This is a genomic window from Paraburkholderia phytofirmans OLGA172 (genome assembly GCF_001634365.1).
Classification (GTDB): domain Bacteria; phylum Pseudomonadota; class Gammaproteobacteria; order Burkholderiales; family Burkholderiaceae; genus Paraburkholderia.
Genome location: NZ_CP014578.1, coordinates 1,076,822 through 1,099,906, shown reverse-complemented (window position 1 = coordinate 1,099,906; position 23,085 = coordinate 1,076,822). Strand labels below are relative to the sequence as shown.

Annotated in this window: 15 protein-coding genes and 1 pseudogene; 7 read left to right on the top strand and 9 right to left on the bottom strand. The window is 62.2% G+C overall.

All coding sequences use genetic code 11. The features are described 5' to 3' along the window. The first annotated feature begins 26 nt into the window (after positions 1–26). Positions 27–500, top strand: coding sequence for a VOC family protein (locus tag AYM40_RS04650; protein WP_063495207.1), 474 nt, complete (start codon positions 27–29; stop codon positions 498–500). Positions 501–550: 50 nt separating this feature from the next. Here the strand turns inward: AYM40_RS04650 and AYM40_RS04645 are convergent, their stop codons facing one another. The 7 genes and pseudogenes from AYM40_RS04645 to AYM40_RS04610 all read right to left on the bottom strand — a co-directional run bounded on the left by AYM40_RS04645 (position 551) and on the right by AYM40_RS04610 (position 15,400). Further along, a complete protein-coding gene (locus AYM40_RS04645) occupies positions 551–1,354 on the bottom strand; it encodes a transglutaminase-like domain-containing protein (RefSeq protein WP_063495206.1) in 804 nt (267 codons plus the stop codon). A 113-nt stretch (positions 1,355–1,467) separates the two neighbouring features. Then, positions 1,468–2,364 carry a transglutaminase family protein gene (locus AYM40_RS04640; protein ID WP_063495205.1) on the bottom strand — a complete coding sequence of 299 codons (897 nt, stop codon included), beginning with the start codon at positions 2,362–2,364 and terminating at the stop codon, positions 1,468–1,470. A gap of 368 nt (positions 2,365–2,732) precedes the next feature. After that, on the bottom strand, positions 2,733–4,487 hold the full coding sequence (locus tag AYM40_RS04635) for a ShlB/FhaC/HecB family hemolysin secretion/activation protein (protein WP_063495204.1): 1,755 nt from the start codon (positions 4,485–4,487) through the stop codon (positions 2,733–2,735). 98 nt (positions 4,488–4,585) lie between these two features. After that, positions 4,586–4,795, bottom strand: coding sequence for a hypothetical protein (locus AYM40_RS04630; protein ID WP_236720894.1), 210 nt, complete (start codon positions 4,793–4,795; stop codon positions 4,586–4,588). Between the two features lie 5 nt (positions 4,796–4,800). Continuing rightward, a complete protein-coding gene (locus AYM40_RS04625; protein WP_082854941.1) occupies positions 4,801–13,164 on the bottom strand; it encodes a hemagglutinin repeat-containing protein in 8,364 nt (2,787 codons plus the stop codon). A 702-nt stretch (positions 13,165–13,866) separates the two neighbouring features. Then, positions 13,867–14,314 (bottom strand): annotated as a pseudogene (locus tag AYM40_RS04615) (DUF308 domain-containing protein); the annotation flags it as partial. Between the two features lie 162 nt (positions 14,315–14,476). Beyond that, entirely contained in the window at positions 14,477–15,400 is a 924-nt protein-coding gene (locus AYM40_RS04610) for a recombination-associated protein RdgC (protein ID WP_063495199.1), read from the bottom strand. A gap of 155 nt (positions 15,401–15,555) precedes the next feature. Here AYM40_RS04610 and AYM40_RS04605 point away from each other — a divergent pair, with 155 nt between their 5' ends. The 4 genes from AYM40_RS04605 (at position 15,556) to waaC (ending at position 18,890) form a co-directional block, all read left to right on the top strand. After that, a complete protein-coding gene (locus tag AYM40_RS04605) occupies positions 15,556–15,876 on the top strand; it encodes a hypothetical protein (protein ID WP_063495198.1) in 321 nt (106 codons plus the stop codon). Positions 15,877–16,234: 358 nt separating this feature from the next. After that, entirely contained in the window at positions 16,235–16,378 is a 144-nt protein-coding gene (locus AYM40_RS41250; protein ID WP_158515239.1) for a hypothetical protein, read from the top strand. A gap of 150 nt (positions 16,379–16,528) precedes the next feature. Further along, on the top strand, positions 16,529–17,539 hold the full coding sequence (locus tag AYM40_RS04600) for a glycosyltransferase family 2 protein (RefSeq protein WP_063495197.1): 1,011 nt from the start codon (positions 16,529–16,531) through the stop codon (positions 17,537–17,539). A 331-nt stretch (positions 17,540–17,870) separates the two neighbouring features. Next, positions 17,871–18,890, top strand: a complete 1,020-nt coding sequence (waaC, locus tag AYM40_RS04595; protein ID WP_063495196.1) for a lipopolysaccharide heptosyltransferase I — start codon at positions 17,871–17,873, stop codon at positions 18,888–18,890. Positions 18,891–19,100: 210 nt separating this feature from the next. Here waaC and AYM40_RS04590 read toward each other — a convergent pair whose 3' ends face one another. Beyond that, positions 19,101–20,174: a glycosyltransferase family 4 protein gene (locus AYM40_RS04590; protein ID WP_063495195.1), complete on the bottom strand. Its 1,074-nt coding sequence runs from the start codon at positions 20,172–20,174 to the stop codon at positions 19,101–19,103. Here AYM40_RS04590 and AYM40_RS43230 point away from each other — a divergent pair. After that, positions 20,173–20,301 carry a hypothetical protein gene (locus AYM40_RS43230; RefSeq protein WP_256390475.1) on the top strand — a complete coding sequence of 43 codons (129 nt, stop codon included), beginning with the start codon at positions 20,173–20,175 and terminating at the stop codon, positions 20,299–20,301. The two genes, AYM40_RS04590 and AYM40_RS43230, sit on opposite strands and share 2 nt — an antisense overlap. A gap of 15 nt (positions 20,302–20,316) precedes the next feature. Here AYM40_RS43230 and msbA read toward each other — a convergent pair whose 3' ends face one another. Further along, complete coding sequence (gene msbA / locus AYM40_RS04585; protein WP_063495194.1) at positions 20,317–22,110, bottom strand: lipid A export permease/ATP-binding protein MsbA; 1,794 nt, start codon at positions 22,108–22,110, stop codon at positions 20,317–20,319. 185 nt (positions 22,111–22,295) lie between these two features. Here msbA and AYM40_RS04580 point away from each other — a divergent pair, with 185 nt between their 5' ends. Beyond that, positions 22,296–23,057, top strand: coding sequence for a glycosyltransferase family 2 protein (locus tag AYM40_RS04580; protein WP_063495193.1), 762 nt, complete (start codon positions 22,296–22,298; stop codon positions 23,055–23,057). The last annotated feature ends 28 nt before the right edge of the window (positions 23,058–23,085 follow it).

Here is a 23,085-nt window from a genome sequence, read left to right as displayed (position 1 = left end):
GCGCCCATCCATGACGAGGAGCTCGTATGCAAAAAATTGCGCCATGCCTGTGGTTCGACGGTAATGCCGAAGATGCCGCACGCTTCTACACGTCGGTGTTTTCGCATTCCCGCATCACCACCACGATGCATTACACGGACGCCGGCCCCGGGCCGAAGGGAGACGTGCTGTTCGTCACCTTCGAGCTGGAAGGTCAGGAGTTCATGGCCTTGAACGGCGGCCCCCAATACAGCTTCACGCCGGCTATTTCGCTGTTCGTGCACTGCGCGTCGCAACAGGAGGTCGACGGCTATTGGGCGAAGCTCCTGGACGGCGGCGCGCCGATGCAATGCGGCTGGCTTCAGGACAGGTTCGGCGTGTCGTGGCAGATCGTGCCGGACGCACTCCCTAAAATGCTGCGCGACCCGGATGCCGCGAAAGCCAGCCGCGTGATGCAAGCCATGATGAAAATGGTCAAGCTCGATATCGCGTTGCTTGAACAGGCTTATCGGGGCGGCTGACGCGGATCAGTCAGGCCGGTGCGCGCGCCGGCCCTTGGCGAATGAGCCTCCTATATAGCCTCGCACACCACATCGAACTTCAGCAGTTGCGTAGGCCCAAACGCATTACTGATCGCGACATCGGCCGCATCGCGTCCCCGAGCCATCAAAACCCTACCTGTACGCGGCACATTATTCCGAGGATCGAATGTCTGCCAGCACCCGCCAACATACGCCTCGAACCACGCGGCAAAGTCCATCGTCGCATACGGCGGCGGCGTGCCGACATCGCTGATATACCCCGTGCAATAACGCGCCGGTATATTCATCGCCCGGCACAGCGTCACGGCCAGATGCGCGAAATCCCGGCACACGCCCTTCCTCTCCTGCCACGCCTGCCAGGCGGTCTTGGTCGGCCGCGCGAAATCGTAGCCAAATACGATGTGCTCGTGCACGTAGTTGCAAATCGCATCCACCCGCCCGCGACCAAGCGGCATCTTGCCGAACGTCTGCCACGCAAATTCGGATAGCAAATCAGTTTCGCAGTAACGGCTGCCCAGCAGAAATACCAGCGAATCGTCAGGCAGCGCCTCCACTGCATACTGCTCGGTCAGCGGCGGCCGCCTCTCCGGTTCGGACGAGACCTCGAGCACGGCACTCGTCGACAACGCGAGCCGTCCCTGCGGCGCGACGATCCGGCTGCACAAATTGCCGAAGCCGTCGCGATACTGCCTGATCGGCACCGGCGGATCGACCACCAGCAAATCCGCACTCAGCACGTCCTTCGCGTGCGAATAGTGCGTGTTCAACATCAACATCATCGGCGTCGGTTGCACGCACTCATAGACCAGCTCGTAGCCAACGCGCAATTTCATCGCGGCGCCCTCTTCCAGTTGAAACGTTCAGTTGACGCGCCCGGTGAGCAACCTGAATTGACGCTCCCAGCTAACACGTTCGGTTTGTACAAGCCCTTTCATCGGGCTCACCCTCACTCGCCTTCGGTCACGCTCACATCGACCTGCAAACCGCGAAACGAATGCGGCGCGCCATGCCATGTGCCCCATAACGGCAACGCCTGGTAGTAATTCCACGCCACCGCCACCCGAATCAGATGGCGATTGCCGACTATGCTATTGGTCGGATCGAAATCGACCCAGCCGGCGCCCGGCAAATAGATCTGCAGCCATGCATGCGTCGCACCGCCGCCTTGCGTCGCGTCGTGCTCCGGCACGAACAGATAACCACTCACAAAGCGCGCCGCGAGACCGAGCGAGCGCACCGCGTCCATCATCAGCACCGCGAAATCGCGGCAACTGCCGCTGCGGTTGCGCAAGGTGTCGCCAGGACGGTTCACGCCCTTCTCCGTGCGGCGCACATAGAAAAACGTGCTTTTTATTTCGAGCGTCATCGCGCGCAGCAGCGCCATTGTGCCGCCGGTGCCGTTCTTGCCGCTCGCACCGCCGCTGTGCACAGGAACGAAGCGCCGCGCCCACTCGTCCACGTCCCCGTCCGGATACTGGCGGCTGCGCGCATTCACGAGATCGGACGCTTCCTCGTTGGTGTACGCGAACGGCCAGTTCACTGCGTACGGTTCGAGCGCGTAATCGGGCATGGGCGTTTCGAAGTGTTCCAGCGTCACTTCGCTATCGAAGCGCAATTCGCTCGCCTTGCCCGCGAAACTCGCGACCGCCACGGAGTTGTCGAACACGTCGTGTAGCCAGTGCAGCCGGGACGGCGTCGGCGTAATCACCAACTGGTTCGTGACGAGGCGCAAGTCGTGGCTGGCGCGCGGTCGGAACATCATCCGGTGTTCGCCGAACCGCACGGGTTCCGAATAACGGTAGACGCTGAGGTGACGCACCGTGAAACGCGTGGGCTCAGTCATCTGACAGGCCGATCGATGCAACTGGGTTCGTCCTGAGCATCGCGTTCACGCCGGTAAAACCCGCTGCCGCAACAGGCGCTGAGCGCCCGGCACGGTTTGATCCTGAAAGAGCCACGGCCAAAATCCGGCGTGGTGGGGTGCTGTCATCGACAAGCAGTCGCTTTGAGCATACACCCGCCATATTGGTTGAAATCACTCATTTGGCCGTGGCGCCGTGCATGGGAAAGTTATCAACGGAATCTGCTCGCAATGGTGTGGACAAATCACACCCTGTGATAAACAGCCCCGCCGAATAAGGCTTTCCGGGCGGCGTGTCGGGGAGATTTCTTTCCCCTCGCGCCTTCAAACATCCATTCCCCCACTGCACGCTAGAACTGCGCCGTGGCCTGCACGCCGACCGTCACGCGCGATGTCGGGAAGCCGCTGGGTTTGTAGACCGGCGTCCCGGCGAACAGGTCGTAGGAGATACCGACAAAGCGCGAAGGCAGACCACCGCGGATGCCGATCACCGCGCCCGCCAGTTGTGTTCCGGCCAGAAACGTCGTGTTCGGTCCGAACACGCGGCCATAGTCGATCCCGGCGTACAGCGCCTGTCCCGTCTGTCCGATAGGCCACTGCAATTCGTTGCGCCAGTAGAAACCTTTCTCTGCCGCCAGCATGGTTTCACCGTCGAAGCCGCGCACTGTGTAACGGCTGCCGATGGTGAGGTCGTCCAGATAGAACAGCGTGTCGTTGGTGAACTGTGCGTGAACGGTCGTCACGTAGCGGAAGTTCTGTTGGGCGACGGCGAACGGGATCGACAGGTTCGCGTCGAGCACGGTCATGTGGTAGCGGTACGTGGGGCCATCGGGATACGGGTCAGCCGTCGCGCCCAGTCCGCCGATGCCCTGACGATACGCCAGTGTGCCGTCAAACTGCACCGCGCCGACGTAGTGGCGGTCGGTCAGGCCCGCTTCGATGAACGTGTTGTTGCGCCGCTGCTGCGGTATGTCGATGTCGTTAATGAAGCTCTCGCCGAAGCGTTTCGATATCTGGAACTCCACGCCAAACACGTCGCTTTGGCTGCGGCTTAGTACACGCGCGAGCCTGAGTGCCGCTGTCTGCGAGTTGCCGCTGGACACGAACGTCTGGTTCACGCCCGCAATGTTCTGGTAGTACGTGTTCGTGTTGCCGGACAGCGTGGCCGTCCAGTAACCCCATGGGAGCGAGTACGAACCGTTGAAACCGTGCGAGCCGAGCGACTTGTTGCCGAACGACAAGTCCTGATTTGCGCCGACTGTGAGTATGTCGTTCAGTCCCAGCGGACTGTCGATGCCGAGGCTCACGTTGCCCTGCCACTTGCCGGTGGCATCCGTGCCCGAGTTATCGACGGACGTGATGAAGCTCCACGGCTTCGAGCGCTTCACGCTCACGACGACATCGCTCTCGCCCGGCGTGTCCGTCGGCTCGATCTTCATGTCCACGTCCTGCGACGCCACGCGCTTCATCTGCTCCAGCCCCTGCTCAAGATCGCGCAGGTCCAGCAGGTCGCCGTCGCGGGCGGGGAATGCGGATTTCAGGGTGCCGCGCGTGGCAGGATCGGCAAAGCGGAGCTGGTGCACGATGCCAGGAACGAGCGCGAATGCCAGCGTGCCGCTGGACAGGTCCTGCTGCGGGACGAGCACGCGGGTGGTCACGTATCCACGGCTCAGGATCGCCTGCTGCAGCCCCTTGGTCAGCGTGTCAATGCAGGACTTGCCTACGCACTGGCCCCTGTAGTGATCGAGCCATTCGCGCGCGAAGGCGAACGGGTCCAGTGATAGGGCTGACGCTCCCTTGCTGCGCACCGCATCGGGCAGGGTTGTCGGGACATCAAGCGCGAATTTGCCGATGCGGAAGCATGGTGTCTCGACCGGCAACAATGGGTAGCCCTCGATTTCTGGCAGCGTCGAACGCACGGCGGGAGCCTGCACGGTTGCGTCACGCTGCTGTGCGTCGCGCTGCTGCTGGATCTGCTGGTTCTGCTCGGCGTTGGCCCGTGCGGCGGCGGCTTCATCGGCTGGCGTCGGCGCATGCTGCGCGTTCGACGCGAGCGATACCAGGGCTGTGAGCGGCAGCGCCGCCAGCCTCTTTCGAATTTTCATTGCTAGATTGGTTCTTGAATCTGTTTATCGCTCGGTATGCGGCTGAGTGAGGCGCACCCGGCCACGACCGGGGTTGCTGCAAATTGACGAGTTATCTGTCAAATATCTCTTGCCGCAATCGTGGCAAGCGCATACCTGTCAGTTTCAGGTAAATACGCTTCGATCTCGTATGCTTCGGGAGATGTAGGATCACCGAAGACTAGAACAACGGCAACAGTCGTCCCGGTCGGCAAAGTTACCGCAGTATGCTCACCGATCAGTTCTGCCTCAACCGGTCTAGATAGCTGGAAGGTATCGTTTTCTTTCATTGCGCTCATTTTTTTGCAGGAATTCCCGTTACCAATCTGACCGTTCCTGAATTGTCCTTCATAAAGACAAACGTTGTATCAATCGTCTTTCCATTTGGACCGGTGATTGAAATAACCTGCTCGTAGGTCTGTCCGTATTGACCCGTCTTTGTTGGTACAGCGGTTGCCGGGTCGAAGCGCACCTGGGAAGCAAGATCTTGCCAGCTGGTTTGATCGAAGCCTAAAGCCTGATTAAACCAATTTGCTTTGGACTGGTTCTGCGAGTGGTCTGGGTTCAACAAATAGTCTTTTAACTTGCCCTCTAGATTAGACGTGTCAAAGCCTGTATTGCCGCTGTTGCTACCTTCGTTTGATGCATTGGAAGTTGAATCGTTGTTCCCGTTATTGATCGTTGCATTGCTGGGCACGTACCCCGGCGTCCCGATCCCAGCGTTCGCCACGCCTTTGGTCGCAGAGTCCACCAGCACCAGTCCCGGGCTCGCCGTCGGCGGCTCGCCACCCTTAGCGCCGATGACGGCATTGATGCCGTTCGCCGCGCCCTGCGCCATCAGGTCAGTTGGAGACTCTGACATCTTCGCAGCAGCGCCGCTCTTTACCATCCCGATAAACTGGTCGACCAGATTTCCAATCGACCGTCCCTGCGTCGTGCCAGGGGGCACCCCAATTGCCTGTTCGACAAGACGACGAGCCTTGTCCTCGTCCTTATTGTTGCCCTGATTGTAGAGGTTCACGTTCGACGCGCCTGCCGCACCCGCCGTCCCGCCAATGACTGCACCACCGATCCCCGACGCGATGTTCCCGGCCAGGTTCCCAATCAGCGCCGAGCCGGTCGCACCCGCAACAGCGTCGCTGAGTTCCTTCGTCTGCGGCGCAAGAAGGGAGGACAAACCCGCACCGGCAGCGCCGCCAATCGTGCTGAACGCGCTACCGCCGCCAAGTCCACCGATCAGCGCGCCACCCGCCGCGTGGAGTTCTGCACGCGAATCACCGCCTTCGCGCCAGTTGTTGTAGTCAGCCAGCGCGGCCGCCATGCCTTCGGTATCGCCCCGATCCTTCGCGGCCTGGAGCGCGGTAACCGCGTCGTCGCGCTTTATATCCGCATACGCACCGATACCTTGCGACACCGTCTGTCCTGCCGCCTGGGCGGCCTGCACCGTGTCAGCCTGCTGATTGAGGATATCGTTCACATCCGGCGTTTTCGCAACCGTGCCGTTCGTGTCCGTCGCGTCGCGACTCAGGCTCGCAACGTCCTGAGTCTGATGCTCGCCGTCAGTGATAGTGATCGTGCCCGCGCTGATGGCGCTACGCGTCGTCGCGCTCGAATCGCCGCTGTCGTTCTGCGAAATCATCGGCGAGACGCCAGGCTGACCGCTGACCGAGCCGGGGCCGGTCGCTTTTCCTGTTACACCAACGCCCACACCCGCGCTGATACCGTTGCTGTTGGCGTCGTAATGTGACTGGTTCTGAACGTCGCTATACGTGAGTGTCCCGGTCGTCAGCCTGTTTTTCGAGGCGTCCGCCGTGCTCGAAATCACCGCGCCAGTGAGATCCGTATTACCCTTGACGTTGACGTTGAAGCCGCCATCGCCCGCATTGATCCCGGCCTGCTCATTGACGCCCGCATAATTCGAGTCCGCTTGGCCGTTCTGTGCGCTGAAGCTTGCGCTTCCGCCGCCCTGGCTGATCGTGAAGCCGCCACCCGCGCTGCTCTGATGCGCCGCGCTGTTCGTCACGTCCTGCACACTCGTGATGTTCAGGTTGCCGCCAACGTCAGCCGTGACCTGTTTGCCCGCAATCTGCGAGCCGATGATGTTCGTATCGCCGCCCGAGATCACCGTAACGCTATTCGCGCCCGTGACATGCGAGGCATTCTGGATCGACGCGTCACTGTTCGCATCGCCATGCGCGTTCGCCATCGCCGCCGAGACGCCAAAGCCGCCGCCAAGCGTGTACTGCACGCCAATGCTTGCGCTGCTCGAACTGTTCGAGCTACGCGTCGAATCGGTGTCTGTCGTGTTGATGACGTTCACCTGGTTCTTCGCAGCCAATACGACATCATTCGCGCTCACGTTCGACCCGGCGATAGTCATGTCGCCATTCGTCGCGACGAACGCCGCCATGCCGCCTGCCTGCACATTGGAGCCACGCTGAGTTGCCTGGTCCTCAGACGACTGGCTCTGGCTCTTGCTCGAACCAATGCTGACCTTGATACCGATGTCGGGCTTGCCCCCATCGGCCAGCGTCTTCGCGCCCATGCCCGTCAGCGCAACGTCACCCGCCGCCGCGATGCTGTGCAGCGTCGCCGCCCGGTCATTGCCACTGCCGGCCGACCGGCTGGCCGCCTGGGATTCCGAATACGCATTGTTGATCGCGTCGCCCACCGACCCCGCGAGGCCGATCGTGAGGCCGCTGCTGCTCGTCTTCTGCGTCTGCGCCTGATGCGAGGTGTCCGCCGCCGCGTCGATAATCACATTGGCTGCGATGCCCGTTACGTTCTGGCCCGCGACAAGATCGCTGCCCGTGACGTGCAGCGTATTGCCCGCCTGGATCGAGAGATTGCCGTTGATCGAACCGACCGTGCTCGCGTTGTTCGTGACGCTCGACTCCTGGTCGGTGGTCGAGAGCTTGTTGGTGCCAACTGTGACAGTCAACCCGCTCGTTCCAAGGCCCGTGCGCTTCTCCTGATAGCTGCTGGAGGACTGCATGGTGTCCTGTGACGTGGTGATGTTCACGTCATGCGCGGCACTGAGCGCAACGTCGTTCGTGCCAACGATGGTGCTGCCCGTGACATTGATATCCTTGCCGCTCGCGATGGTCACGGCATCGGCGGAAACCATGCTGCCCTGCGAAAGCGTCGTCGTGGTGTCATGCGAACTCGACACTTCCTGGCCGCTCACGACATTGCTGTGCCTGTGCTGTTCCTGCGAGTTATCGACATGCGTTTCTGTCGTTGCGCCGATCTTGACGTTACCCGTTGCCGCCAGCGTCGCCATTCCCTTGTCGAGACTGATCGCGCTGCCAGTGACGTTGATGTCCTTGCCTGACGCCACGGTCAGCGAATTGCCGGCATTGAGCGTTGTCGCCGTGAGCGTATCGTCGGACCGGCGCAGTGATTCTGAGTAGCTGCCGTGACTGTCGCTACCCGAGCTATTGCTGTCGGTGGTGGAGGTAGCTTTCGCCGCTTGCAGCGTGACGTTGCCATTCGCTGCGAGCGTGCCGCCGCCAGCCAGATTCAGGTCCGCGCCCGTGGCCGTCAGGTCGCCGCCCACGCCGATCTGCAAAACGCCACCGACGTTCAACGAACTGCCGGTCGTCTGATTGGCGTTGGTATTCGAGACGCCGTTGGCGCCCGCCACGATCTTGTGTTCGCCGGTCTGCACCGAACCCAGGTCATAGTTACCACCCACGGCCATGCCGAGGTTGCCACCCACGTTCAGGTTGCCCGCATTCTGCTCGACATTGCCGCCGGTCACGATGAGCGCGTCACCTGTCACGTTCAGGTTCGCAATGGGGCCGAGCGCGGTTGTGGTGCGTGTGGCACCTGTTGCGCTAACCTGTTCGACGGTCTTCACCACCGTATTCAGCAGCAAGTCGCCGCCCGCGTTCAACGCGAGGCTTCCCGCATTCACCGTCGCCGAGGTCAGATCAACATTGCCCTTCGTCGTCAGCGACATCAGGCCACCGCTTTGCAGCGAGCCGAATGCGTTGTTGATCTGGTTGCCCTGGATCGACAACGTATTGCCTGCCTGCACCGTGCCGCTGTTGGTCAAGGTCTGCGCGTTCTGAATGTCAATGTCGGTCGCGGCGAGCAGCGGGCCGTTCATGTTCTGCTGGCTCACCTTCGCAAGATAGACGACCGGCACGAGCACGGACTGGCCGTCAACCACTTCGGTCTGCATGATGATGACGTTGCTGGTGAGCACCGCCACCTGCTCAGGCGACAGGCTCATGCCGAGCGGCAGGTTCAGCGACTGCGAGAGCGATGCGCCTGCGGCAAGCAGCGACTGGTACATCGACTGGAGGTCGGTGTACGGACCGAGTACGGCCTTGCCCGTCAGCGACGTAACCTGGTTGCGCACGAGCTGCTGCTCGTAGAAACCGTCGCCGAGACGCTTCTCCGTCGCCTGCGGATTCAGGCCAAGTTGTTGCAGGTAGTAGTCGCTCGAAATGAACGATTTCTGGTTCGTGAAGGCCGGATTCGTTTCGATCAGATAACCGGCACCCGGTGACGTAGCCGGCTTGAACAGGCCGCCCTGCGGGACGGTCAGGTTGCTCAGGACGTTGACCGCCGTCGCACTGGTCATGACCGGATCGATCCGGGCCGCGCTGCCGCTGACCGCGCCCGCATTGACGCCCGTGAGCGACTGCCCAGCGGCAAGACCGATAGACGGAATCCCCGCGTTGCCCGCCGTGTTGTCGATGCTGATGCCCGTACCCGACAGCGTGCCGCCCGCGACAAAGCTCGCTTCGTAGCCCGGCAGGGAGTAATGGTGGATGTCGGCGGGCGCCGCCTGGTAGCCGCCTGGATTCGAGCCGACAAACGGCGCATTGCCGAACGGCAATGTCCAGTTGTGCTCAGAGTTGTCGTAGTTGTTGTAGTGGTAGTAGCCCGAATACGTGACCTGTAGTTCGGGAGCGCTCTGGCCCTGCCAGCTGTTCTGGTCGAGCGTGACGGGCGCCGCGATGTTGCCCACCGCCGCACCCGCGCTCCAGTAGTTCTGGAACAGACCCACCTTTGACGCGTCCAGGTTGCCGCCCGCAATGATCTGCGCCTGCGGGCTGATGGTTGCGGTCAGGTTCGCCAGCGCCACGCCCGTATAGGTGGTGTACTGGTAGCCGCTGTTCCACTGCCCCCCATGCGGCGGCTCGATATTGACGCCGCCAATCATGGTCGGGTTCGCGTTGGACCAACCCACATTCTGACCGGAACAGGCGGCCATATTGACCGCAGTGCATCCGGTCAGGCTGATACCCAGTTGATCCAGCAGCGCCGGATCGACCGGCTGATTCAGCCCGGTCGTCGTCATCGTCGTGCGGGTATTCGTCACCTGAGCGGCGTGCAGTTCCATGTCGCCCGCCGATTCGATCAGGCCCGACTGGTTGCGGATCAGGTTCGCATTCGTGTAACTGCCGTCCGCGTTTTTGCCACCGGCCAATACGACTTTGCCAAGACCGTAAATTGCGGTCGTCGCCTGCGTGTCGGTCATCGTCGTGTCGTCGCGGTTCTCGATGTCCTGCGCGAGCAGTTCAAGCGTGCCGTTGCTGTCCGTCGCGCCGATCAGCGCGGTTGGCCCGACATTCTGTATGGACTGCGTGGCATTGAGCGAGACGCTGCCGCCAACGATTGCACCCGTGTTCCTCAGGGTGTTCGAGTGCGTCATGAGCGTGCCGCCCGCCATCATCACGCCGCTGTTGGCGATATCGCCCGCATTGATGCCGAAGTTGTTCACCGCTTCGAGCGTCGCGCTGTTGTTGAACCTGCCCGGCAGGGTGAAACTGAGGTCATGACCTGCGGCGAACTGCAAATCCTGCGTCGGCGCGAAGTCGCCCTGTACGCTTACCGCTACGTCATTGGCCGCGCTGTACGCTCCGCCGCCCGTGAGCGCTGCGGCATTGACGGACAGGTTATGGGTCGCGCCAATCTGTCCGTTTGTGTTCGTGAGCGCGCCGGTCGTCGTGATCGCGACATCGCCATTCGAGCCAGTCAGGTTGCCAATCTGGCCGCTGCTGTTGTCGACGACATCGGCCCGCATGGCGACGTTCGCGCCGCTCACCTGGCCGTTCTGCGTGTTCACGAGCGCTGACGCATCGACGGCGACGTTGCCGTTACCCGTCATCACGCCGCCCGTGTTCACGATCTGACTGCCGCCTTGCACGGTCGTGTCTCCCGTGCCGAGGTTGCCGACAAGACCGTTCGTGTTATCGACGGACGCCGCCTGAAGGCCGAGCGTACCCTCGTCGCCCGCTGTACCGGTGCCGGACTGTATTTGTCCGTTCGTGTTCGTCAGGGCTCCGCCAGTCGCAAGCGACAGCGACGACAGTGAGCGTATCGCCCCTTGAGCGTTGTTCAAGTCGCCTAAGATGTTTGCTGCAATGTTCCCTCGCGCGGCGAGCACGCCGTTCGCGTTGTTCAGGCTACCGGCCCACGCGGCGAGTTGCCCCGCCGTAATGATCTGGCCGCCGACGTTGGAGAAGGAACCTGCACCATTGGCAGGAACAATAGTCAGCGTGCCCATGCCGGCGTCGAGAATCGTGCCGCCGTCGTTAATAAGCAAACCAGGGCCGAGCGCCAGGCCGTCGCTATTGGTCTGCAGCGTGCCGCCCGAATTGTCGAGCGTGCCGGTTACATCGACGGTCATCGCGCCTGTGCCGGTCTGTGTGATGCTGCCGCCGTGGTTAACGAGGTTCGCCGCATGCAGCGCGAGCTGGTCTGCACCGAGGTTGCCGTGGCTGTTGTCGAATGTCGCAGCGGAGAGCGTTGCAAGATGGCCCGCCGCGACGGTGTTTGCGTTCGTCAGCGTTGAGCCTGCGGCCAGCGTGACATTGCTGTTCGCCGCCAGCGTGCCGCCATTGAACAGCGTCTGCACGGCGCTGGCGATCAGCGACTGCACCGCCGTGATCGAACCCGCGTTTGCGATCTGTCCGGCCTGCACGGTCACGTTGCCATTGCCGCCGATGGTGCCGCCCGAGCCGTTGTTCAGCAGGCCGACCGTCGCCAGCGTGAGGCCGTCCGCGCCCAGCGCCGCGACATGGCCTCCCGTGTTGTCGAGCGAACCGGCATTGACGGAAAGTGCGCCTGACGACTGCAGCGCGCCGCCCTGGTTCTGCAAGTCATTTGTTGCCGCGACGTTGAGCGTACTGCCCGAGACAATCTGCCCATTGCGGTTGGACAGTGCGCCAGCCGTGACGGTCTGCGGACCGCCTGACGACAGTACACCGCCGTCGTTCACCAGCGTCCCGGAGGCGCGCGTGTCCAGCGCGCCGCCCGCCGTCACCGTTGCGCCCGACAGGTTCAGGTCGCCGCTGCTGGCCGTGAGTGCCAGCGCACCGTTGGCCGAGGTACGGCTTCCGGCGAGATTGACCGCCGCGCCGTTCAGCGCCGCATTGCCGCCGGCCGCATTGCGCCCGGTCGCGGTCAGTGTGCCGCCAGCCGTCACGGAAAGGTCGCCGGACTGCGCAAGGCTGCCGTCGCCGTTCACACCCGCACCGAGCGTACCCGTCGATGCCACGCTGCCCGCCTTGACGGTCGTGCTCTGCTGCGCCGCCACCACACCGCTATTCGTGAGCCCGCCCGACGTGCTCGCTGTGACATTCTGCTGCGCGTAGGTTGTCCCGCTGTTGTCGATGCCATCCCGTGCGGACAGCGTCAGGTTTCCGCTTGCGTTGGTCTGTCCGGCAAGCGTCAGCAGGCCATTGGTGCTCAGTACCAGATCGCCTGCCTGCGCCGCGAGAACACCTTTATTTGAGACACCAACGCCATTCTCCGTGCCGACCAGAACGATCCTGTTCGCGTACATGCCGCCAAGCTGGCTCACGTCGATGGAGACCCCCGGCGCCGGACCATCGCCCGCGACAAGCGTTGCAGCGAGCGTGTCATGACTGATACTGTTCGCACCGGTCACGACGTTCAGGTTCTTCGCATAGATTGCGGCGTTTGCCTGGACGGCGCGGGAAAGCAGGTCAACCTGGTCGGTATCGCCTGCATTCAGCCCCGCGCCCTGGATGCTGATGTTGCCCCCGGTCACGTTAAAGCCCGAGAGTGAACCGTCCGGCGCAAAGTTCGGCGTGCCCGTGGTCAGGATGGCCCTGGACGTATTGATAAAACCGCCACCATTGACCGAAATACCAGAGCCGTTCGCGATGACAACTTCCGCGCGCTGGCCCGCGACTTCAAGATGACCATTGATCTGGCTGGCCGCGCTGCTGTTGACCTGGTTGACGATGACACGTGCGGACTGGCCCGGTCCGAAATTCGGATTGCCGTTAATCATGCCCGCCTGCTGCGTCTGCACGATGGTGGGCGAATTGTTCAGGATCGCGCCTTTCGGCTGCACGTCGAACCGGCCATAGGTATTCATCGAGACGCCCGTGCCCGAGGGCCGGTTGATGTTCACCTGATCCAGGCCGTTCTGTGTCTGTACGACGGATGGGGCGTGCGCGCCGCCCGGAACGATCTGTGCGCCCGACAGCGACGGCAGCGCGCCAATAAGTGCGAGTGCGGCGAACGCGATCTGCCGCAACGAAAAAATCACACCCTGTGATTTTCTGCTGCTTACCGTGATCTCTCCCGCCTGCTTGCCAGTTGCCGCGGCGGCGACAAGCATTCCTCTCAGTCGGCTGTACACCAGCCTATATGTCTTCCGGTTCATTCTTCTGCTTCGTTTTACGGATTTTTAACCGGCCGTAAACTAGCGGAAATCAAGCTAACCATTTGTCAACAATTCGCAAAATTCGCAGTGCTACAACATTTTTATCAAATCGTACTTTTCCTATAGAGCATCAACGCGATATCGCGTCGCCCGAGCGGGCAAAACAGCCATGTGTCGACATGGGGAATTTCAACGAATGCTGCGGGATGGAAAGCGTGCAAAGACGCCGAGCAACAGTATTGGCGGCGAACGCGGCGTTGCCATAGGGCAACTCGTGGTGCTGGAGCAGGTGCGCACGGTAAACAAAAGCAACGAGATTGCGGCGATTCCGCAGTTGCTTGCCCCCAAGGCGACTTCCTTCGGGGCGTTGAGAACCGCATGCACTGTATGCTCGACATAGCCTTTGTTGAAGACCAGTGCCGCGTAAGGGTCGAGAATGCCGCACAGAACTTCGCAAACAGGAAAGCGCTACGAGACCAATCGCAGTGCAAAGTGCGGTTCAAAAAAATCAGACCCGCGAAAAACGGGCCGGACCTCCGTGACTAGCCGCCCGAATGGCGGCCTCAAAGTTATCAACAGAATCTGTTCGCAAATCTGTGCATAACTATCCAGCAAGATCGACAAGCTCTTGATCCGTCTACTGTTTTTACCGCTACGTCGAAGTTGGGCAAGCTGGCGGGACGCCGGCGTCAAGCACATCCATCACGCGCCGCGCTCTTCTTCGCGCCATTGCTGCCGCGCACGCACCATTCTGCGCACGGCGAGGCGCGCCATCTTCACCCTACCCGACGGACGCGGGTCGGCGAGCATGTTGAGCGCGTGCATAGTCGAGCGTGAGGCCGGGCGTCCACGCCATCGTCGTGGCGCGTTTGCGCTGTTGCGCGGCTACCCACAATTCGGCGTCGTAATCACGCGCAAAAATGGCCGCCAGCCACCGAGGCTCCCCCAGACCCGCGCCGACGCGCCTTCGATCGCCGCTGCAAGAGCGCGCGATACGCTGCTCGAACAATTGCGGTGCGTCAGGTTGTAGGTCGCGTCGCGCGAAATCGTCGGGCGAGCGATCGATCTCGACGCCCGGATACAAGCTGATATAGATGCCCTCCGGCGATTCGAGCGCGGCATGCCCGGTTGATATCACGCCGTTACGGTCGCAATCTTAACCACATTCACGGCGCTGGCGCAGCAGGGTCCGGTGTGGCGGCGGTCTGCGCGTAGCGACGCTCTCACGCAGCGCCGCTACGCGAATGCATCGCGCATCGGCGCTGCACGATCGCAGCGAGATCCACTCAGGCTCGACTCAGGCGAACGCCACTCAGGCAGCCGCAGCTTGCGGCATCGCCTCGCCCTGCTCGCCGCCCAACGCGTCGAGCAGATCGCCCAGCATGCGGTCGAGTTCGGCGGTCATCAGCGTGACGTCGGAATCGAAGCGCTCGTCATCGTTCTGCGCGGTGGGATCGCTCGCTTCCTTGAGGACGTCGAGCGGCGCGATACGCTTGATCGTGAGCGTTGGCGTCAGCACGAACGAGACACGATCGTTCCACGTCATCGCAAGCCGCATGCATTGCTTGCCGGCTTCGATATGACGGCGCATATCTTCGGCGTCCAAAGTATGCCCAACGTAGCGCACTGTCGCGTTGCCTTCCGTCGGCGAGCGCAACTCGGTGTCCTGGTCGAGCGTGAAACCCGCGGGACCTTCACCGGAAAGCAGCCATTCGGTCATCGCCGCAACCGGCGATTGCGTGACGCGCACCGTGCCGAGCGGCAGTTGATCGATCGATTTCACCAGCAGGCCGCGCACTTCGTCGGCGACCGCTTGCGAGCCGGCATCGATCACGAGCCAGCCGTTTCTGGTATCGATCCACACGCGTGTATCGCGGCGGATGCTGAAGGCGCGCGGCAACAGTTCGTCGGTCACCTGTTCCTTGAGTTCGCGCATCTGCTTGCGGCCGGGTTTGAAGCCCTGCTGCTCTTCGAGTTCGAGCGCACGCGCCTTGGTCACTTGCGTGACGACTGAAGCGGGCAGCAGTTTCTTTTCGGTGCGAAACACCAGCAGCATCTGACCATTGAGCGAATACACCAGCGAGCCGTTGTCGCGCGGCGACGCCCAGCCGTGGCTTTGCATCTCGACGCTGTTGCCGGGCGCGAACGCGTGCGGCGCGAGCCATTTCTCCATCTGTTCAGGGGTGACGGACCACGGAGCGGGGAGACGGTGCAACTGAAGGTTTTTGAACCACATGGGCAGGGTCTTGTACGGGCAAAGCGCGTCATTCTATATGACGGCGAAGATGGAGCGGTCAGGCCATCGTGGTCTGCCAGATCAGTCTTAGGGCGCGCTTTACGTTCAAATCACCTAAACTTTCTGATAAACGCGCGACCTAGACGGAGGCGGCCATGGCCGATGAAACCGCACCCTGGCAGATAGTGGAATACGAGGGTTTCGAAATTCACGTGGCGCCGTTCCTGAAAAGCCCGCCCGACGAATCGAAGCCGCCAGCCGTGCCTGATAATCGCTACACGTATGTCGGTTACGTGTGCCATCCGGGCGCCGATCCGGCCATCCCTGGGCATACGGTACCGTTCCATGCAGACGGCGAAGAGAGCTTTGCCGGCAAGGATGAAGCGCTGTACGAAGGGGCTCATGTGGGACGCAGCATCGTCGACGGCACGCACCCGGATTTGACAGTGCTGCCGCTGGTAACAGGCGGCGTGTAGGGACACTGGGCGGTCCGCATCTGACGGACCGTCAGCGCACGGAAAGAAATCGAAAGACAAAGTGCGCCGAAAGGTTATCCACGCCGCGATCCCCAGTCGATCCGTCGCGCGGCCCCACCGAAAGCCATCCCCACCGCCCGCTGCGCCCGCTTCCGATTGGCGCAACCGGAATTGTCACGCGGCTATAATCGCGGTCGCCCTCTATCTTGAAAGAAGTGCACGGAACCTCCGGCTATCGCATCGGCAGGCCGAAACGGTAATGTTCACACGAATTTTCGATCGATGATTTTTGCTCCCAGCCCGATCTGGTTAAGCACAGCCCTGCTATTGCTCGCGCCCGCTGTGAACCTCGTGTGGCGTGGCGGCGATCTTTACACTCGGCTGGGACGGCCCGCGCGACTGGCGGGTGCTGACGGTCAAGTTGCTCGCGCTGGTGAGCGCCACGTTTCTGGCGGCTATCGACTCGCGCAAACAGGAGTTGTCGAAGCAGGCCAGCAAATAGCATGACCGGCAACGGCCGGCGACGACCGTTCATTGCAGCATCCGGGGCGCAGAGCACCCAGCCGTCGACATCGCGGTTGCGGCACGCATAAAACGGGCCTGACCTCGACATCCATTAGAATCTGGCCACATCGCCATCCAATCCCGTACCATGAATAACAGCGTTCCGAACAGCCCTTTGTCTGCACAGGCCCAGCCGCTCGTTACGGTGCTGCTGATCGCTTACAACCAGCAAGGGGTGATCGCGGATGCGGTGCGCAGCGTGCTCGCGCAAACCTATACGCCCCTCGAAATCATCATTTCCGACGACGCCTCCAGCGACGGCACCTATGCCGCAATCGAAGCAGCAGTACGCGATTACGACGGCCCTCACCAGGTGATCACGCAGCGCAACCCGGCCAACGAAGGGATCAGCGCGCATCTGTCGCGCCTCGCCGCCATGGCACGGGGGGAATTGCTGTTTGTCGCCGCCGGTGACGACATGTCCGCACCGAACCGCTGCGAACGGGTCGTCGAATACTGGCTCGAGCATGGCCGGCGCCCCGATCTGATCGCGACCGACCTCGCCGACATGGACGAAGCCGGCAACGTGCACGAGCGCATGGCGCCGACCGAACTCGACAACTACCGCAGCTTCGAAGATTGGCTGGCGCAACGGCCGTGGCTGGTCGGCGCGGCGCACACGTGGTCGCGTCGGCTGTTCGAGCGCTTCGGCCCCATGATGCCCGGCTCCGCGGCCGAAGATCAGGTCATGACGTTTCGCGCCATCGTCTCGGGCGGTGCGCTGAGCCTGCGCGAGCCGCTCGTGAGGTACCGGCGCGGTGGTCTTTCGAGCAAGCGCCGCTATCGGACCACGGCTGAACTGGTTGCGCGCATGCGTCAGGGCAATGGCTTCGCACTCGTGGAGACTGAACAGATACAGCGCGACGCCGACATTGCCGGCCTTGGAGACCAGATGCGCGCGGCGCTCGCGCCGAAACTCGCGCGTGAGCAGTTCATTCACGCGATGTTCGACGCCCGCCGTCTCGGCAAGCGCCTGACGCTCCTGACGGGCACAGGCACGGTGAAGCTCGGGCTGCGGATCCGCATGTTTCTCTACACCACCTGCCCTGCGGTCTATGCGCCGTCTCTCTGGCTGAAGCGGCTCAAGCGAAAAGACTGAACGCACTTGCATCGACAGCGTCCGCTGCCACGCTCTACGGCATAGACTGTCGATGCACCGGGAGCGGGCCACACTGCTCCTGTCAATAGCGGGTTCCTGGCCTGGCGGCGCTGCGCACCCAGACGCTGCGCAGAAGGCGGGTCCGGTATAATCGCTTCGGCCAAAGCTCTAGCTAACACAGATCATCCTGATTCCATCTCGAAGCTGATCATCTGAATGCGCGGTGCGGCACGCCGACCCGAAGCGTTCTTATCCGAGATGCGGCGAAGCAGCCACAGACATATGTCCTGACAGAACATGCCGCAGCCGAAATACCCCTAAATCTGCGCTAATGAACAGAATCCTAATTGTTAAGGTCACTTCGCTGGGTGACATCGTTCACGGCCAGCCCGTGGTATCGGACCTTCATCGAGCCTTTCCCGGAATCAAAGTGGACTGGGCTGCAGACTCGGCGTTCGCAGACATCCTTCGTTGGAATCCCGGCATCGACCGTGTCTTGTGCGCACCGCTGCGTGGTTTCAAGAAGCGGCGCGGCCTTGATGATCTGAAGGCGATTGCGGCATCGATCGGCGAATTGCGGCGTGAGAAATACGACGCCGTGCTCGACTTGCATGGCGTCTACAAGAGCGCGATCATCGCCTTTCTCGCGCGCTCGCGCCGCCGCTACGGCTACCGTGCGGAAGATCTCGGCGAGAGCGGCGCAGCGTTCGCCTATACCGAGCGGTACGCGCCACGAGGCAATCTCAACGCATTGGACGGACTGCGAAACACCGTCAGCCAGGTCTTCGGCTATTCGCTCGAAGGCGCGCCGCGTTTCGGCCTGCGCATTCCGGCGCCGGCCATGGCGCTCGAAGCAGCGAAACACGCACCATTTGCCCTCTTCTTCCATGCGACCTCAAGCGACGAAAAGAAATGGCCCGTCGGTCACTGGCACAGTATCGGCCGCTCTCTGGTGGATCAGGGGATTACACCTTTGTTACCGTGGGGTTCGGAAGCGGAACATAAGGACGCGGTCGCGATCGCCGAAGGAATTCCGGGTGCAATCGTGTTGCCCCGTCTGAGCGTGGAAGCGGTCGCGCAGCACATCGAAATGGCCGCGCTGATCGTCGGCACGGATACTGGATTCGTCCACCTCGCGAGCGCCCTGCAAAAGCCCACCGTGATGATTTTCACGGCGACCTCGCGCGGCCACTTCGGCATCAACGTGCCCGGCCTGTCGACGTCGGTCGGCGACGAGGGACGTCCGGCATCGGTTGACGAAGTGCGTGAAGCCATCGGTGCAGTGCTGGACCGCCCTGAAGACTTCACCCAAAGCGGCGCCGTCAAGCCATATGACAGGCCCGCAAAATAGCGCATAAGCCACTGCCGTCAAAAAAAATCTTACTCACAAACTTCCACGCCGGATATGCCCTATCACCAAAGCGGCGTGACCGTTGTGAAGAACGGCGTCGATATCTTGCTGTTTTCGCCTCCCGACGCGGAAAGGATGCTGCAGCGACGCGGCAATCATGCAAGGTGGCCCGCGCGGCCGTCGGCCAGTGGCTCGGGTGCGCGTCCGGGCTTATTTGCTGTCGAAAATGCGCGTGGCCAATGCCAGAAGCACATCGACGTGACCGGTCACCCGCGCATCATAGAGGACCGCATCACGCGCCAGCCCGGACGACAGCGGCGCCGGGTCGGCGAGCCGCTGTTGTACCGCGCGCTCGATGGTCGCCCGCAAGTCGGCGACGTCGTCCGGTGCGAACACGAACTTTGCGTGTTCCGCGATCGCATCGCAGCAGCCGATACTCGACGGAAAGATCACCGGTGTGCCGCACATCACCGACTCGACGCCGACCAGTCCAAACGGCTCATACTTCGAAGCGAGAATTGTGAAATCGGCGGCACGATAGGCGTCTTCGATTTCCTTCACATAGCCGACGTAGCGCAGCCGCCCGGAGGTGCGCTCCGGCGGCCTGCCCGCGACGGCGACAACCACCGGGAGCGCCGTATCGTGCAAGGCCGCTTCGATCAGCGGCAAACCCTTGCGCTCGTGACTGCTCGACGGAAACAGCAGCACGATCTCGTGATCGGCGAAGCCCAGCTTGCGCCGTAGCAGAGCGCGCTGCGCGCTGTCCACCGGCGTGAAGCGTGCGCCATCGACAGGCGGATAGAGCACGCGAATCTTTGCCTCATCCACGCCATACAGCTCGCGCAGTTCGTCATGCATCAGCTTCGAGTGCGCGACGATGACGCTCGCCTGCTCATACTGACGGCGCTCGAGCGCGATCTGCCAACGGTCCGAACGCCGTTGCTCTCGCCCGATAGCACGCAAAAAACCGAGATGGGTGCCGCCGCAAATCGCGATTTCGGACGAATCGACCCGGTTGCAACCGATCAGCACATCGACCTGCGCCGTCCGGCGCGCGCTGCGCAAACGGCGTGAAAACCAGCTATCTCGAAACTTGCCCGGCAGCAGCGAGACGCGGATGCGATGCGGCTCGACCATGCGGCTTTCCGGAACCGACATGTCGAAGCGGCGGGCAAAAAACGCCGGCTCGATGCCCATCGCGGCGAAGCCGCGCACGAGATCCATCGCGTAGCGCTCGAGACCGCCACTATGCTTCAGCGCATTGCTGGAGAGTCCAATTTTCATGATTCAGGCGACGGCGCGCGAGCGCCTGGTCAAACGTAAAGGAAAAGCGAACAGACGTGACCAGGTCACGCGGACGGCGGCGCTGTCCGTGCGCAGCGCGACACGGATACAGACGGAAATGCATTGAAAATCCCGCCGCGCGTCACGCTGCGTCTTGCTGAAACTGGATGCGATGCAGATGCGCGTACAGCCCGCCTTGCGCCAGCAGCTCGCGATGGCTGCCGCGCTCGACAATCCGCCCTGCTTCCATCACCAGAATCCGGTCGGCGCGTTCGATGGTCGACAAACGGTGCGCGATCACGAGCGTAGTGCGGCCCTTCATCAAGGTTTCCAGCGCCGCCTGCACGTGGCGTTCGGATTCGGAATCCAGCGCCGAGGTGGCTTCGTCGAGGATCAGGATCGGCGCGTCCTTGTAGATCGCGCGCGCGATCGCCAGACGCTGGCGTTGACCGCCCGAGAGCATCATGCCGTTGTCGCCGACCAGCGTATCGATGCCATTGGGCATCGCCTCGACGGTATCCCACAGGTTCGCCGCGCGCAGCGCCGCCTTGACCTTGTCCGGATCGGCCGTCTGCCCATAAGCGACGTTGTTGGCCACCGAGTCGTTGAACAGCACCACGTCCTGGCTCACCATCGCGACCTGGCTGCGCAGCGCGTGCAGGCTGTATTCCGGCAGCGCAACGCCGTCGACCAGAATCTCGCCGCCGGTCGGATCGAAAAAGCGCGGCAACAAATTCACCAGCGTGGTCTTGCCGCTGCCCGACGGGCCCGCCAGCGCGACCATTTCGCCCGGTGCCGCCTTGAACGACACGTGGTCGAGCGTGTGGCGGTTGTGCGTGGCGTTGCTGCCGTAGGTGAACGATACGTCGCGGAATTCGACTTCGCCGCGGGCGCGCTCGAGCGGCACGCCGCCGCCCGCCGGTTCGGACGGCTCGTCGATCAGGCCGAAAATCAGCTCGCACGCCGTCATGCCGCGCTGCAGCGGCTGGTTCACGTCCATCAGGTGCTTCAGCGGCGAGATGATCAGCAGCATCGACGTGACGAACGCCACAAAGCCGCCGACGGTAGTCTGATCCGACGACGATTGCACCACCGCGATCGTAATCACCACCGCGAGCGCGATTGACGCCAGGAACTGCGTCAACGGTTGTGCGAGGCCGCCGGAGACGGTCATGCGCATGGCGTAGCCACGCAGACGCTTGCTCATGGCCGTGAAGCGGTCTGTCTCGTACTGCTCGCCGTTGTGCACCTTGACGACCTTGTAGCCCCCCACCGTCTCTTCGACGATGTACGACAGTTCGTTGGTCAGCAGTTGATGCTCGCGGTTCAGGCGCCGCAGGCGACGGTTGATCTTGCCGACCAGCCAGCCGATCCCCGGCAGCAGCACCGCGACGATCAGCGTCAGGCGCCAGTTCAGATAGAACAGATAGCCGAGCAGGAAGACGACCGTCAGCGAATCGCGCACCAGTGTGACCAACACGCCCAACAACACGTTGAGAATCTGGTTGACCTCGAAGACGATCGCGTTGATCACCGTGCTCGCGGTTTCGCGCTGGAAGAACGCCACGCTCGTGTGGATCATGCGGTCGAACATCGTCAGGCGCAGATCGAGCAGGATCTTGTTCGATACGTAGGCGAGCAGATAACCCGAAGCGTATTGCGACACGCCGCGAATCAGCGCGAGGCCGGTCACCGCGACCGGCACGAACCACTTGGCATTGTCGCTGGCGTGCGCGCCGAAGCCCTTGTCCAGCAGCGGTTTGAGCAATGCGGGAATCGCCGCGTCAGTGCCGGCGCTCACGGCCATGGCGACGATCGCACCGATCGCCACCCACATCAGCGGCTTGATGTAAGGCCACAAGCGTCGAAAGACGACGGCGGGCGACGATGTCTCACCTGAACCGATGGGTTTGCTTAACGTAGGCTTCGCGCTCAAGGAATCCTCTGAGAATGCGGGACAGCATCCGCACGGCGGGCGGAATGCCTCACACGCGGAATATCAAAAAACAGCATTGTAAACGGTCGGGGGCGGCGGCCGGGGGTTATGGATTGGCCGGGTTGCGCCGGGTTGTATACTTGCGCGACCCATTCCGCCACCCTGCCCCCCCACGCAATTCAGGTATGCAAGAAACCACCCTCGGCGTCGCCATCATCACCAAAAACGCGGCGGCGCGACTGGCCGAATGCCTGCAGGCCGTAGCCTTCGCCGATCAGATCGTCGTGATCGACGGCGGCAGCACCGACGGCACCGCTGACATCGCTCGAGCACACGGCGCGCGCGTGTTCGAGCAAACCGACTGGCCGGGCTTCGGTCCGCAAAAGAACCGCGCCGTGGATGCGCTCACCACCAGCTGGATTCTCTCGCTCGACGCCGACGAGATCGTCTCACCAGAACTGGCTGCGGCGATCCGCGCGGCGCTGGCCGCTCCCACCGCCGACGTGTACGCGGTGGACCGGCTGTCGAGCTTTTGCGGCCACTGGATTCATCATAGCGGCTGGTATCCGGACTGGATTCCACGCCTGTTCAAACGTGGCGCCGCGCGCTTCTCCGACGACCTCGTGCATGAGCGCCTGGTGTTCGACACGCCCTCGCAGCGCCTGACCGGCAAGCTGATGCACTACTCTTACGAGGACTTCGAAGGCGTTTTGCGCAAGCTCGACGCGTATTCGACAGCGGGTGCCCAGCAACGTCATGCGGCCGGCAAGCGCGGCAGTTTCGGCAAGGCGCTCGGGCGCGGCGCCTGGGCCTTCGTGAGGACCTATGTGCTGCGGCGTGGATTTCTCGACGGTCGCGCGGGTTTCATGATCGCGTTGTTCAATGCCGAGACGGTGTACTACCGGTTTTTGAAGCTGGCGCGGATGGGGGAGAAGACGCAGCGCTAGTGGCTACGGCTCGCCAACGGTTTGCCCA